At 56.2% G+C, this 13,971-nt stretch carries 13 protein-coding genes; 11 read left to right on the top strand and 2 right to left on the bottom strand.

The window, feature by feature from the left end; all coding sequences use genetic code 11:
* Positions 1–2: 2 nt before the first annotated feature.
* Entirely contained in the window at positions 3–1,130 is a 1,128-nt protein-coding gene (locus tag KF784_14155) for a Fic family protein (GenBank protein ID MBX3120204.1), read from the top strand.
* On the opposite strand, the gene KF784_14160 is transcribed toward KF784_14155, so the two are convergent.
* Positions 1,117–2,100: a Gfo/Idh/MocA family oxidoreductase gene (locus KF784_14160; GenBank protein MBX3120205.1), complete on the bottom strand. Its 984-nt coding sequence runs from the start codon at positions 2,098–2,100 to the stop codon at positions 1,117–1,119. The genes KF784_14155 and KF784_14160 overlap by 14 nt on opposite strands.
* Positions 2,101–2,142: 42 nt before the next feature.
* Positions 2,143–5,151, bottom strand: a complete 3,009-nt coding sequence (locus KF784_14165) for a hypothetical protein (GenBank protein ID MBX3120206.1) — start codon at positions 5,149–5,151, stop codon at positions 2,143–2,145.
* Between the two features lie 114 nt (positions 5,152–5,265).
* On the opposite strand from KF784_14165, the gene KF784_14170 reads away from it, so the two are divergent.
* The 10 genes from KF784_14170 (at position 5,266) to mscL (ending at position 13,768) form a co-directional block, all read left to right on the top strand.
* The gene (locus KF784_14170; protein ID MBX3120207.1) at positions 5,266–6,261 is read left to right on the top strand and encodes an arabinose ABC transporter substrate-binding protein; all 996 of its coding nucleotides are present in this window, start codon (positions 5,266–5,268) and stop codon (positions 6,259–6,261) included.
* 93 nt (positions 6,262–6,354) lie between these two features.
* Positions 6,355–7,866 (top strand): L-arabinose ABC transporter ATP-binding protein AraG, encoded by a 1,512-nt coding sequence (gene araG / locus KF784_14175; GenBank protein MBX3120208.1) that lies wholly within the window; start codon positions 6,355–6,357, stop codon positions 7,864–7,866.
* Between the two features lie 38 nt (positions 7,867–7,904).
* Positions 7,905–8,825, top strand: a complete 921-nt coding sequence (araH, locus tag KF784_14180; GenBank protein ID MBX3120209.1) for an L-arabinose ABC transporter permease AraH — start codon at positions 7,905–7,907, stop codon at positions 8,823–8,825.
* A gap of 19 nt (positions 8,826–8,844) precedes the next feature.
* Complete coding sequence (locus tag KF784_14185) at positions 8,845–10,146, top strand: extracellular solute-binding protein (protein ID MBX3120210.1); 1,302 nt, start codon at positions 8,845–8,847, stop codon at positions 10,144–10,146.
* A 155-nt stretch (positions 10,147–10,301) separates the two neighbouring features.
* Positions 10,302–10,886, top strand: a complete 585-nt coding sequence (locus KF784_14190; GenBank protein ID MBX3120211.1) for a hypothetical protein — start codon at positions 10,302–10,304, stop codon at positions 10,884–10,886.
* A gap of 44 nt (positions 10,887–10,930) precedes the next feature.
* Positions 10,931–11,482: a hypothetical protein gene (locus KF784_14195; GenBank protein MBX3120212.1), complete on the top strand. Its 552-nt coding sequence runs from the start codon at positions 10,931–10,933 to the stop codon at positions 11,480–11,482.
* Positions 11,483–11,484: 2 nt separating this feature from the next.
* Positions 11,485–12,039 carry a hypothetical protein gene (locus tag KF784_14200; GenBank protein ID MBX3120213.1) on the top strand — a complete coding sequence of 185 codons (555 nt, stop codon included), beginning with the start codon at positions 11,485–11,487 and terminating at the stop codon, positions 12,037–12,039.
* Positions 12,036–12,614 (top strand): hypothetical protein, encoded by a 579-nt coding sequence (locus KF784_14205; protein MBX3120214.1) that lies wholly within the window; start codon positions 12,036–12,038, stop codon positions 12,612–12,614. The genes KF784_14200 and KF784_14205 overlap by 4 nt, the downstream gene beginning before the upstream one ends.
* 207 nt (positions 12,615–12,821) lie before the next feature.
* The gene (locus tag KF784_14210) at positions 12,822–13,241 is read left to right on the top strand and encodes a hypothetical protein (GenBank protein ID MBX3120215.1); all 420 of its coding nucleotides are present in this window, start codon (positions 12,822–12,824) and stop codon (positions 13,239–13,241) included.
* Positions 13,242–13,345: 104 nt separating this feature from the next.
* Positions 13,346–13,768 carry a large-conductance mechanosensitive channel protein MscL gene (gene mscL / locus KF784_14215; GenBank protein ID MBX3120216.1) on the top strand — a complete coding sequence of 141 codons (423 nt, stop codon included), beginning with the start codon at positions 13,346–13,348 and terminating at the stop codon, positions 13,766–13,768.
* The last annotated feature ends 203 nt before the right edge of the window (positions 13,769–13,971 follow it).

Below are 13,971 nucleotides of genomic sequence, written 5' to 3' on the forward strand. Positions count from 1 at the left end.
GAGTGCCGAAATATATCTATGAACAGCCGGAGTGGCCCGAGTATAGATGGGAAGCGGCGACGCTTGCCAAGACGCTGGAGGCTGTGCGGCTGGATCAGGGACGGCTGCTTGGACGTCTTGACTCGCTGGGCATCGGTCAGCAGCAGGCGGCGACCATGGATGCCGTCGTCGAGGAGGTTCAAAAATCCAGCGAGATCGAAGGCGAGGTGCTTGAAAGCAGGCTGATCCGTTCGTCGGTTGGGAGACGGCTTGGTCTTGAGACGGCTGGCCTGCCTGAGCCTGACCGCCGCGTCGACGGAGTCGTCGAGATGGCTCTCGACGCCGCCCAGGGGTACGACAGGCCTCTGACGGTCGATCGGCTTCGGGGCTGGCATGCCGCCCTGTTTCCAGCGGGCAGAAGCGGCATCCATCGCATTGTCGTCGGCGAATGGAGAGACGACCGGAATGGACCGATGCAGGTGGTTTCGGGGAGTGTGGGGCGCGAAAAGGTTCACTTTCAGGCTCCGCCGGCGAGCATCCTCCATGACGAGATGGAGCGGTTTCTCGCATGGTTTCAGGGAGATAGCTCCGCCGATGCTCTGCTGAAGGCCGGGATCGCCCACCTCTGGTTCGTGACGATCCATCCCTTCGACGACGGCAATGGCAGGATCGCGCGAGCCATCGCAGACATGGCGCTGGCAAGGAGCGAGGGTCGGGGGTTGCGCTGCTACAGTCTGTCCTCGCAGATACGCAAGGAGCGCACCGCCTACTACCGCATCCTTGAAGGGACGCAGAAGGGTGGGCTCGACGTCACGGAATACCTCCTTTGGTTTTTGGAGTGCTTTCAAAGGGCGCTGCACACTGCGGACGAAACGATGTCGAGAGTCCTTGCAAGCGCCCGCTTCTGGCAGAGCCACGCGAAGACAGAGCTGAATTCGCGTCAGCGCACGATGCTGGCGAGGCTGTTGGAGGGGTTCGACGGCAAGCTGACCAACGCGCGATGGGCACGCATGGCGAAATGCTCTCACGACACGGCCTTGCGCGATCTGAACGACCTCGTCGGGAAGGGCATTCTGGAGAGGAACTCAGCAGGCGGGCGCAGCACCAGCTACTCGCTTTCGCCTGCCGAGGATAACTCTACCGAGCCTTAAGCTGCCGGATCTCTTCCAGGGTCGTCTTTAAGGATTGCAGCGAGGTTTGGGGAGTCACCGTCTCAAACTCTCGGCCTTGTTCGATGCAGTCCACAAAATACTTCAGCTCGTGGTAGTAGCCGCCGAGATCGCTGATGTTTCCGCCGCCTTGGGCTTCCATCTTTGGGAACTGCGGGACTACCGGCTCTTTGCCATCTTCATAGATCGTGAGCGGTCCGCTGTCCATGATTGCAGCTCCACGTTCGAAGATCGCGCGGAAGGCCATCTTAAAGGGTGTGTGATTGGGAAGGTTCCATCCCCCTTGGAGGTGGGCGACGCAGCCGTCTTCGTACTGCAAAGTCGTGTAAACCTGGCTCGGGCCTCGATGATCCACCGTTCCGTATGAGGAGATGTGCACGGGCTCCCCTTTTAGATAGAGGGCAAAGTCGGTGTCATGGATATGCATGTCCAGTACGCCGCCGCCGGATTTGGATTCGTCGGCGAGCCAGTTGTCGGTGGACCAGAACGGAAACTCACCGTAGCGGGTGAGGTTGATGGAGGTTAGCTTGCCGAGCGCACCGTCGTCATTGAGCCTCTTTAGGTAAGCATATTCGGGCCAGAAACGGATGCAGTGCCCGATCATCAGCTTGACCTTTGCCGTCTCGCAGGCCTCGATCATGGTTTGGGCCTCTTCGGAGGTGAGGGCCATCGGTTTTTCGCACATGATGTGCTTGCCAGCCTGGGCGGCCCGGACGGTGTATTCGCAGTGTTGGAAGGTGGGCAGGCAGATATCGACGGCGTCGATCTCTTCGTTTGCGAGCATTTCGTCGAAGTCGGTGTAGGCCTTTGCACCGAAATCGCTGGCGAAGGCCTCGGCTTTTTCGGGCTTGCGGTCTACCGCGGCGACGAATTGCGCATCGTCCAAAATCGAATAAACGTTGGCGTGCATGCGCCCCATGAACCCACAACCGACAATTGCGACCCTAATCATAAGAAGTATCTACTCCGAGCGCAGACTTATACCGTGCCGAACCTAAACCGGCTCTAAAAGCAGCTTTTCTCCTGCGCAAACAACGAACTGCTCCGCCTCCTCCGCGCTCATGTGCCGACCGATTTCTACGAGTTCATCGTAAGTCTCGGCTCCCAGATGCTGCCGTAACTCGGCGACGTATTCTTCGTGGAACCGCTCTTCGATCCCAAACACATGTGAGCCGGAGGACTCCCAGCAGGCTTCGGTGTAGCCGATGACGCGGGCGGCGTCGGCATAGTCGCCAGAGTGGAAGAAGAGGTAGGCGTATTCGAGATAGGTTTGCCAATGCAGGCTGTAATGTTCGGAAGAGGCTTGGAGGACGGTTCGCAGCCGCATCAGCCCTTCGGCGATCTTGTCGGTTCTGCGGCAGAGCTTGACGAGCATGTGGGTGGCGTCGATGGCGTAGGTCGTGAACCCATGCCGGTCGAACATCGCGAGCGATTCTTCCAGCCAAACTCGGGCGGCATCATTTTGCTGGTTGAGCGTTGCCAGATTGCCGAGCGCACCAAATGCCGTTGCGATGTGTTCGGCACTGTTCATCTCTCGACCGACTTTGAGTGAGGCTTCGTAACACTCTTTGGCGGCCTCGCGGTCGCCGAGCTCGACGTGTGCATTTCCGAGGCGTCGCAGGGCGACGGCTTCGGCGTCTTTGTCGCCCACTTCGCGCACCTTCTTGAGGATTCCCTGCAAGATGTCGCGTGTTTCGGCAAAGTTGCTTTGGCGGTGAGCTTCGAGCTGGAGTTCGACTTGGACTTCGATCTGGCCTTGCACATTTCCCGTCGATTCAAACAGCTCCAGCGCGTGCCTTAGGTGCCCGGTTGCGATGGAGTATTCGCCTTGCACCCAGGCCATCTTTCCAAGGTTCATGTAGCCTTCGGCGCGGACGTTGGGCTCGATGTCCACCTCTTTTGCGCGGTCCATCGCGACCTCCAGCCAGTCCCTTCCGACCTTTGTGCGGTTCGTGAGGAGCATGAAGCCGCCGATCTCGGCGGCGAGCTTGAGCTCGTTGGGGATGTCGTTCTGCTTTCGGTACCAGCTCAAGGCCGTGGCAACATTTGCATAGTCCGGCTCGACGAGATGGATGCCGGTTCCCCCGACCATTGTTCTCGCTCGCGTTACGAGATCGGCGAAGTATTCGGCATGCAGCCAGCCGGTCTCGGTTTTGACGCTCGGGGAGACCTGGTCTTGAGCGTAGGTTTGCAGAGTCTCTAGCATGCGAAAGCGCATACCTTCGACGGTGGGATCGGCAATGATCAAGCTTTGCTCTTCGATGGCTTGGAGGGCGGCGCCAATGTCGCTGTCGGGGCAGACGTGGGCTGCGGCGTCGTGCGTCCAGCCTCCGTGAAAGATCGAGAGTCGTTGGAAGGCGGACTGCAATTCCGGCTCAAGCATCGCGTAGCTGCCATCAATGGCGGCTCGGACCGAGCGATGCCGAGGGTTGATGTCCTTTCGGCGGCTTTCCAGGCGGTCGTAATGAGCGCTCACTTGGTCGAGCATTTGGCTGGCGGTCATGCTCCTTGCCCAGGCTGCGGCAAGTTCGATGGCGAGGGGTATTCCTTCCAGTCTTCGGCAGAGATCAACGAGAGCTTCGGCGGTGCGGTCGGTGAGCTGGAAGTCTTGTCTTACCGATTGCGCACGATTGACGAACAATTCGATGGAGGGGTTTACCGAAAGCTCTTCAAGAGTGGTTGCGGGCGTCATGCAGGGGATCGCCAATGGCAGAAGCGGCAGCGTGTGTTCGCCGTCGATGTTGAGCGTCTGGCGGGATGTCGCAAGAATGGAAAGGTTGGGGACGGCGAGCAGGAGTCGGGCGATGCAGGAGAGATCTTGATCGGCGAGATGTTCCAGATTGTCGAGGACCAGGAGATAGTTGGGGAAGTCGCTAAGATAGTCGATCAAGCGCTCTATACCGGAGCTTGAGTTTGACGGGACACTAAGTTCACGCGCGATCACATCGGGGACTTCATCGCTGGCGACGGTATCGACAAGGCTTACAAACCCGACCCGATTCTCAAATCTTTCGGCGGCCTTCCATGCGGCCTCAACGGCAAGCCGTGTCTTGCCGGAGCCACCCATCCCGGTCAGTGACAGTAATCGTATCTGCCCGTTCAGTTGGGAATCAATTGAATTCAACTCCTCATCGCGCCCGATAAAGCGTGTGTAGAATCTCGGGAGTCCGGGTTGGACGGTTTTAAACCTTGCGGAGACGGCGTCCAGGCGACCCTTCTGCTCCGAGATGGTGACGACTTCTTCTTCGGCTCCTTTGCCCAGCAGATCTTCGGCTTCTTGGCGAAGCGTGACAGCCGTTTCTGTCGGGGTGAGATCGAGCGTGGCAAGGCTTCGCACGAGCTCCTCGTATTGGGCGATGGCGGCTTTGGGTCGACCAGCTGCGATGTAGAGCCTGATGAGATGGTTGTGATATTTCTCTTCGGTTGGGTCGACAAGGAGCAGCTTGGACCCGGCCTCGATGGCATTGTCGATGTCCCCGTTTGCGGCAAAGAGCCGGACGAGCCCGTTGAGGATGTTCGCGTAGAGGTCGTTGAGTCGCAGTCTCTCTCCGAAAGCCCACTCTTCGTAATAGCCGTCAAGCAGGTCACCTTTATACAGGCTTGCCGCTTTTATAAGATGAGCGAGCTTTTGCCCTTCGTCGGTCTCCTCTTTGGCGGACTTCACGCAGTCCATAAACTCGATCACATCAACGGTCACGATGGCAGCGTTGAGCGAAACCGTGTGATGATCGGCGACCAGGATGGAGCCTTGAGCGACACCGGGCGGGTGGAGCTGGCGTCGCAAAGATGAAACGGCTTGGTTGAGTCTGTTTCGGATGGCGATGGGGTCGCCATCAGGCCAGAGAAGTTCGGCGATCACTTCACGGGCGATAGGGCGGTCCAGATGCATGGCGAGGTATGCCAGCAAGGCTCCGGTCTTTTGCGTTTGAAAACGCGAAATGACACGGTCCCCATGGATTACACGCAGCCCCCCAAACAACTCAATGCGACACGGAAGAGTCACCGATCTATTTTAGTTCAAGGGAAGAGTATTCTGTACTAGGAAGAACTTTTAGGACGCATTTAGGCAGGATGGTCTAAGCTTGCCGTCGTTACCAGAGTTGGATCAGGTGTGTATATGAAGAAGTGTCTGATAGTCGCAGTCGTTGTCGCAATCGCTCTCACCATCGCCGGTTGTACGAAGGGATCGGAAACCGACAACAAGGTCAAGATCGGTTTTCTGGTCAAGTCAAAGACCGAGCCATGGTTTCAAACCGAGTGGAAGTTTGCCGATGAAGCCGCCGCCAAGTATGGTTTCGACTTGATCAAGCTCGAAGTTGCCGATGGCACGGCGGTCAATAAGCAGCTTGACGTCCTTGGCGCACAGGGAGCGCAGGGCGTGATCATCTGCACGCCCAATCAGAAACTCGGTCCGGCTATCGTCAAGAAGGCGGGAGAGTACAACATGAAGCTGATGAGCGTGGACGACCGATTGGTCGACGCGGACGGCAATTCGCTTACCGATGTTCATCACCTCGGGATCTCGGCTCACGAGATCGGCAAGATGGTTGGGCAGACCCTTGTTGATGAGATGCAGAAGCGCGGATGGAAAATGGAAGAAGTCGGCGCGCTTGCCCTCACCATCGACTCCCTTGAAACGGCGAAGCAGAGAACGGATGGAGCCATTGAAGTTCTGACAGCGAACGGCTTCCCGAAAGCGAACATCTACACGACACCTTGGAAGGCCGGTTACGATATCGGCACTGCTCTTGCCGACTCTCGGGTCACACTCACCCAGCATCCCAACGTGAAGTATTGGATTGCTTTCGCCTCGAACGACGATGGCGTGCTTGGGGCGGTCCGCGCAACCGAAGAGAAGCAGATTCCTGCTTCGAATGTGATCGGCGTTGGGATCAACGGCACGAGCGGAGTCGATGATTTCAAGAAGGCATCTCCGACTGGATTCTTCGCCTCCATTCTCCTTAGCCCGAAGAAGCACGGATACGGCACCGCCGAAGCCATGTACAAGTGGATCAAGGACGGGGTGGAGCCACCAAAGGAGACTTGGACGAGCGGTATCCTGATCACTCGCGAAAACTACAAAGAAGAGATGAAGAAAGAAGGTCTGGACTAACAGACGAAATCGCAGGATCAGATCAGTTAAACCGACGACGATAACAACTTGGTCCGAAACGGTGTTGTGGCGTTTCGGACCATGGGCTTAAAGATGAGCACGACTCCGTATCTTCAATTCCAATCTATTTCGAAGGGGTTTCCCGGCGTCCAAGCGCTCAGCGATGTCACATTCGGGGTGCGCGAGGGCAGCGTTCACGCGCTTTGCGGAGAGAATGGCGCGGGGAAAAGCACCCTCCTGAAAATCCTCAGCGGGGTTTATCGGGCGGATGCAGGGAAGATGTCTTTTGGAGATCAGGACGTTGCGTTTCACTCTCCGTTTGAGGCGATCCAGTCGGGTGTGGCGGTTATCTATCAGGAGCTTCACCTTGTCCCCGAGATGTCGGTTGCGGAGAATGTGTATCTTGGGCACCCGCCCCATCGTGGGGGGTGGATCAACCGGAAGCAACTCCTTGCCGACACGATGGAGCGGCTCAAACAGGTTGGTGTGAATATCTCGCCAAATACGCGCTTGGGCAGCCTTTCCATCGCACAACGTCAGATGGTTGAGATCGCGAAAGCCCTTTCGAGAGATGCGCGAATTATCGCTTTTGACGAGCCGACGAGCTCGCTGAGCATGAGGGAAGTCGAGCAGCTTTTTAAGATCATCGACGAACTCAAGAGTCAGGGCAGAGTGATCCTCTATGTGAGCCATCGCATGGATGAGATTTTCCGAGTGTGCGACGCGGCGACGGTGTTGCGCGACGGCTGCCATGTCGAGACCTTCGAGACGCTGGAGCATATCGACGAGAACGTCATTGTCAACCGGATGGTCGGTCGGGACATACAGGACATCTTCGGTTATGAAACGCGCGAGCACGGTGAGATGGGGCTTGAAGCCAATGACATCACTGGCGTTGGCCTTGCCGGGCCTGCGAGCCTGCATGTTCGCAAGGGTGAGATTGTTGGGATTTTTGGGCTTGTTGGGGCGGGCCGGAGCGAACTGTTAAAGGCGATTTACTGTGCTTCTAAGGGCGCGGGGGGATCGGTGAAGATTCAGGGATCGGCGACGAAGTTTCGGGACCCGCGCGGCGCTATTCGGGAAGGGCTCATGCTGTGCCCAGAAGATCGCAAGGCAGAGGGGATTGTGCCGATTCGTTCTGTTCAAGAGAACATTAATTTGAGCTGCCGACGCCGATTTTCATGGCTTGGATTTTGGATTCGCGAGAAGACAGAGCGGGAGAACGCCCAGGCTCAGGTGGACCGTTTACGGGTGCGCACCCCCTCTTTGGACCAAGAGATTCGGTTGCTTTCTGGTGGGAACCAGCAAAAGGCGATCTTGGCGAGATGGTTGAGCGAGAACGTTCATGTCTTGATGCTTGATGAGCCGACGCGCGGCATTGACGTGGGGGCCAAGCGAGAGATTTACGACATTCTTTACACCCTTGCCAAGCAGGGTGTTGCGGTGTTGTTTGTATCCAGCGAGCTGCCCGAAGTCCTTGGAATCAGCGACCGCATCTTAGTGATGCGGCAAGGCCGAATCGTGGGAGAGGTTTCGCGAGCGGATGCTACAGAAGAGACGGTTCTCAAGCTCGCGATGCCCGTTGCTGAAGGGGTCGTTGCTTGAGGTGGGGGACGGTCGCGAGGCTTTGGAACTCTTCGGGGATGGCGGCGGTGTTTGTCGTCCTTGTTGTTATCTGCGCTCTCAGCGTCCACAACTTCGCATCGTTTCGCAACATTCAAGGCATGCTGATGGCGGTCTCGACCGTCGGGATCATCTCCTGCACGATGCTCTTTTGCCTTGCCGGGGGTGACTTTGACCTCTCCATCGGTTCAACCGCAGCCTTTGGCGGAGTGCTGGCGGCTTACTTCCTTGCTCAAGGACGCCCGCTTTGGTTCGCTTTGTTGATCCCGTTGCTCTTTGGCGCTTTGATTGGGATCGTCAACGGCTTTGTGATCGCCAAGGTTGGGATCAATGCGCTCATCACAACCCTTGCCACGATGCAGATCGTGCGCGGGGCGGGGATGCTGGTCAGCAACGGCAGTTCGATCGGTGTGTCCGACGAGTCGTTTATGAAGCTTGGTCAAACGAGCATCGGGCCAGCTGGCTATCAGGTGGGTTCGCCGGTTTTGATCATGGTGGCCTGCTTTATCGTTTTTGGGGTGTTGCTCAGCCGCACGACCTTCGGGAGAAACATCCTGGCGGTTGGGGGCAATGCGGAGGCAGCTCGGCTTGCGGGCATCAGCGTTGTGCGGACCAAGATCATCGTCTTTATGCTCCAAGGCATCATGGCTGCGTTTGCGGGAATTGTTGTTGCTTCAAATGTGACCAGCGGGCAGCCCAATTCGGGAATCGGTCTTGAGCTTCAGGTGATCTCGGCATGTGTTTTGGGCGGGGTGTCTCTTTCAGGCGGTGTAGGTTCGATGTTTGGAGTCATCGTGGGCGTTCTGATTTTGGGAGTCGTCGATAACGCGATGAGCCTTAGGAACGTGGATGAGTTTTGGAAGTTGGTGGCGAGCGGAGGGATTCTGCTGGCGGCGGTGATGTTCGACCGTTTGAAATCGCGCAATAGGAATACGGGATAAGATGGACTTGAGGATGAAGATGAAACAGACGCTACTGTTGGCCTTTGGGCTGTTATTGATCGTGGGTTGCAATTCGGCAAAGAGTGAACCCAAGGCAATGGTTGAGGTTCAGGCCTTTAAGGGTGGCTACGATATCGACTTTTATGCGCAAGCTGCCGAGGAGTGGGCCAAGGAGAATCCTGACACGACGGCAACCGTCGATGGCAGTCCTGAGGTATGGAACAAGCTTCGTCCTCGGCTGAACTCCGGTTCACCCCCGGATTTGATGTTTCCTGGCTGGGGCATGGACCATTGGGAGCTTGCCGATCTGGGGCAATTAATGGCGCTTGACGAGGCTCTCGACAGCCCGTCTCATGATGGTTCGGGCACTTGGAGATCCACGTTCAACGAGCAGGTTTTGAAGTTGGGGCAGTCGGACGGGAAGCAGTACGTCCTTCCTTATTACGTGAGCGTGATGGGTTGGTGGTTCGATCCTGGCGTGTTTAAGAAGCACGGTTGGGACGTGCCGAAGACGTGGGATGAGCTGCTTGAGCTTTGTGAGAAGATCAAGGCGGCGGGGATCGCCCCAATCACCTATCAAGGGCAGTATCCCGACTACATGACCGTTGGCATGCTTATGCCTTGGTCGTACAGCATTGGTGGGAAAGAGACGCTTGAGGCGATGCAGAATCTTGAGCCGGGAGCTTGGAAGTCTGCGCCGGTCTTGCAAGCGGCGCGGATGATCGACGAGCTTAACAAGAAGGGCTACTTTGAGGCGGGTGCGCTGTCGATGAAGCACACCGACGCACAGGCCGAATTTCTCCTCGGAAAGGCCGCAATGATCCCTTGTGGGACTTGGCTGTATGCAGAGATGGAGAAGATGATCCCGCCGGGTGTGAAGATGGAGTTTATGCTTCCTCCCGTGGTGGCCGGAGGCAAGGGCGACCCGACCGCGCTTGCGATCAAGATTGAGCCGTGGATGATCCCCGCCAAAGCAAAGAATCCAAAAGGCGCTGTCTCCCTCTTCAAGTACATGACATCGGTGGAGAAGGCCAAACAGTTTGTCGAACAGAAAGGCACTTTGATGGCGATCAACGGCTCCGAGAACGCAAAACTGCCCGAAGTCTTGATTGTGCCGGCGGCAAAGTTTAGCGGCGCCAAAGCGGTTTGGGCGAATCAGATTGCGGAGTATTACAAGGCGTTTTATGAGGAGATCGGTAACGCGCTCACCGAAATGTTGAACGGCAAGACGACTCCAGAACAGTTCTGCGAAAGGGTGGAGAAGAAGGCAGAAGAGACCCGGAACGACTCGGACATCAAGAAGCGAAAAGTTTCGATGTAGGGGGTCGTGAGTTGTGAGTTGTGAGTTGTGAGGCGTGAGGCGTGTGGGGTGGGGCGTGATGACTTCCGGAGTCATGATCCTTGACTCGGGGTTGGGAATCTTCGCCGTAGAACTCCCATCAATTGCGCTCGGTGGATAATGCATTTAGGATGCACATGTTTAAGGAGCCGGGCGAGAAGGTTTACGCGGTCGGTTGCCTCTTGATGGTGGGGTTCGCATTATTCGTCGTGATTCGTGGTGCAACTACCCCACATCCGAACAAGATACGGACGCAGGAGCTGTCACATATCAAACAGTGCGGCATTGCTGCGTTGCTTTATGCCGTCGATTATCATGATCGGTTGCCTGTAGCTGAGCGTTGGATGTCTTGTGTATTGCCCTATGCAAAAGACGACGTTTCAGTGTTTGTCAACGTGCTGAATGAGCAGTCGCATATGCCAAGCTCTCCGGCATCACCGCAAACCGGAAAGTACGGCAACATTTTCCTGCAAGATCACTCAGAAAAACTGCAAGCGGGGATCCCTAAGCCCGACGAGACGATCATGCTGTTTACTTCGCGTTTGCTCAGCTGGAATGCGACGAGCGGGCTGGAAACCGCCGCTCCAAGTTTTACGGCATATGGGGGCACGAAAAGAATCTACGTCTGTTTCACAGACAGCTCAGCACTTTCGATTAAGTTTGACGATCTGGCTGGTTATGACTCCAAGACGGGCGAACGGAAGGCGAGGTTATCCAGGTAGGTTTTGCGAAAAAGCGATGAATAATAGAGGTACGGAGGTGTTCGATGAAACGCCCGGCTACGCTTATTAATGTTTTTATTGGATTTGTTGCCATCGTCCTTTTCGGCACTGCCTTTTTTAGTCCTATCCACGCGGGCGATCCGCCGTCGCGCGAGACGACCAAGCGCAACTTGGTGCAATGTGCGACAGCATTGATGCTCTATTCCGCCGACTACGACGAGCATTTGCCGAACGCCTATCGGTGGATGAGCGCGACCTGGCCCTACTTGCAGGATGCAGAAGCCTACCGCGATCCTTGGAACCCCGAGTCGCGCTCGCCGACGAACCCGGCAGTGCCGGAGTCGGGGCGGTATGGAATTGCGTTCTTCCTTCCTCTTTCGGAGGCTGACCAGTCGAAGATCGAGGAGCCTTACCGGCAGATTAGGCTGTTTACATCCAGCCATCTTGGGTGGAATGCGACGTCGGGATTGGAGTCCGTAAAGCCGACGGCGGACTATCAGGGAAGGAAGTTTTGGGCGTCTTTTGTGCAGGGGTTGACGCGGTCAGTTTCCAACGATTCGGATGGGGTGGATAGGAAGACGGGGAGGCTGAAGTGATCATGCGTACAAAGTTGGTCCAGTGCCTCGTCGGCATGATTGGCTTCTTTGTTCTTGTCGCCACCTGTATCGCCCTGTTCGGTGTAAACATGAACCGGAAATCGCCTGCTTCGTCGACCGTGTTGCTCTCCAACATCAAGCAGTGCGGGACTTGCCTGGCAATCTACTCTGCGGACAACGATGACCGTCTGCCTGACGCATACCGATGGATGACGGCGACGTGGCCTTACTCCCAGAACGCAGAACTCTACCGCGACCCGAAGAATAAAGACTCAAGAATGCCGACCGATCCCGACGTGCTGGAGTCGGGCCTGTATGGAATTGCTTTCTTCGAGCCTATGTCAGAGGTCAAGCCGGCGAGCCTTGCCAAGCCGGAGACGCAGATCATGCTCTTCACGTCGAAGCACCTGGGATGGAACGCGGCGGCAGGGCTCGATACGGCGAATCCGACTGCAAGGAGAGACCGAATCACGGTCGCGCTTGTGGACTTTTCTGCCCGACACATCAATCTCGAAGATATCGCCAAATACGACTCGAAGACAGGAGCCAAGCGGTGAGACATGCAAGAGTCGGAAAGCCGCCGGGGAGCCAAGGGGTCACCCCTCTTCGCATTGCGATCTGCGGAGTGATCCTTCTCGTCCTTGCTGCGATCTTTTATCCGGTCTTCCAGCCCGCCAAAATCGACAATAAACCAACGGCTCAGCGGAACCTCAACAGGTTGGCACGCAGCTTGGCACTCTACTGTGCCGACCACGACGAGCGTTTTCCGACGGCGGAAGTTTGGATGGATGCTCTTTGGCCCTATCAGAGCAACACGCAGTACTTCGTCAATCAGGATGCGGCGAAGGTGAAGGAGGGACCCGCCTACGAGGATCGCCTTTCGGGGGTTTACGGATTCTCCTTTATAGACTCGATGAGCCAGCGCGCGAAGTCGGAATTGCCGGAGCCAGACCGCCAAACGGTGATCTTTTCTAGCACAGACCTACGATGGAACGCACATGGGAAGTGCGAGGGGTTTGTGCCGTTTCGCGGTGGCAAGAACATTCTCGTCGTGACAGGACTCTGCCGTGTTCGCTTGCGTGATGTGACCGCGGAAAACCTGGGCCCTGATGGAGAAGTCAAAGAGCCATAAGTACAGCGGCTGCTCGGAAGGAGACAGATCATGGGGCAGATAAGATCATACGACTGGGATAAGATGTTGCACGTCTCGGCCCTGGTTGTTACGGGTTGTGCGCTTTCGCTTTGCCTCATCTTCAATGTTCGAGCAATTTTTAGTAATACGGGGCATCCAATACCAAAGCAACGAATCCATTTGATTCAGCTTCAGAATGCACTTTTCATGTATACAGTTGATGCAGATGGCAAGTATCCGATAGCCGATACGTGGATGGACGGAGTTTGGCCTTACGAAAAGGACTTTGAGTTCTACGTTAATCCCAACGAGCCTGGCACTCATGTGCCGAAGAGCTATGCGGACCGGGCAAATGGTCGCTACGGATTTGCGTTTGTTCGATCCCTTGAGATGCGAGACAGATCTACTCTGCCTGGGGAGCAGGTGACTCTGTTTCCTTCGAAAAACCTGGCATGGAACGCAAACGGACAGTTTTCTAACTTCTCGTTCGTCCGTCTAAACCGCATCTACGTGGGGAATGTGTACGGCTACACGACTGGGCTTGATGTTAGGTCGGCTACATTTCCTGGGCCTGATGGGATGAGGCCGAAAAGCTCGGACGCAAGTCCACCTTCGGAGACGCCTTAGCCGTCTTCGCCTCCTTTGAGCCCATCCAGGCTGCTCAGCCGTCTCTATAGCTTGAAGAGATGTCCGTTTGGGCGGTGATCGGATCAGAAATGGAGACCAGGAAGATGATTAAAGAGTTTAAAGAGTTTGCCATTAAGGGCAACATGATGGACCTCGCGATTGGTGTGATCATTGGTGGCGCTTTTGGGGCAGTCGTCAAATCCCTGGTCGACGATGTGATCATGCCCCCGATCGGTGCGCTGACGGGTGGGATTGACTTTAAGGACCTTGCCTTTACGATGAAGGCAGCGGTGGGGGTGGAGGGCGACGCCGACTTTAAGCCTGCTGTCGTGCTGAACTATGGGTCGTTTATCAACACGGCGATCACTTTCCTGATTGTGGCTTTTGCGTGCTTCATGCTGGTGAAGGGGATGAATCGGCTGCGTCGGGAGAAGGAGGCGGAACCGGAACCTGAGGTTGTGCCGGAGCCTTCAGCGGAAGAGAAGCTGCTGATGGAGATTCGGGATTTGCTGAAGGCGAAGGGTTAGTTTTTTGGGGCAATTTTTGGGAGTGCGCGAATTTATTCGCGCTTTGCGCTGACTATTTCGACCGTGGAGTTCCTGTCCACCCCCATCCTTCAGTTCGCTACGCTCACTGTTCCCTTCCCCCTGTCGTATGGGGAAGGGATTCCGTAGTCGATCGGCGTTTCATTCCTCTACCTTTGACGGTGGAGGGTCTCCTGAGAGTGATC

This window comes from Fimbriimonadaceae bacterium, assembly GCA_019638775.1.
GTDB lineage: Bacteria > Armatimonadota > Fimbriimonadia > Fimbriimonadales > Fimbriimonadaceae > JAHBTD01.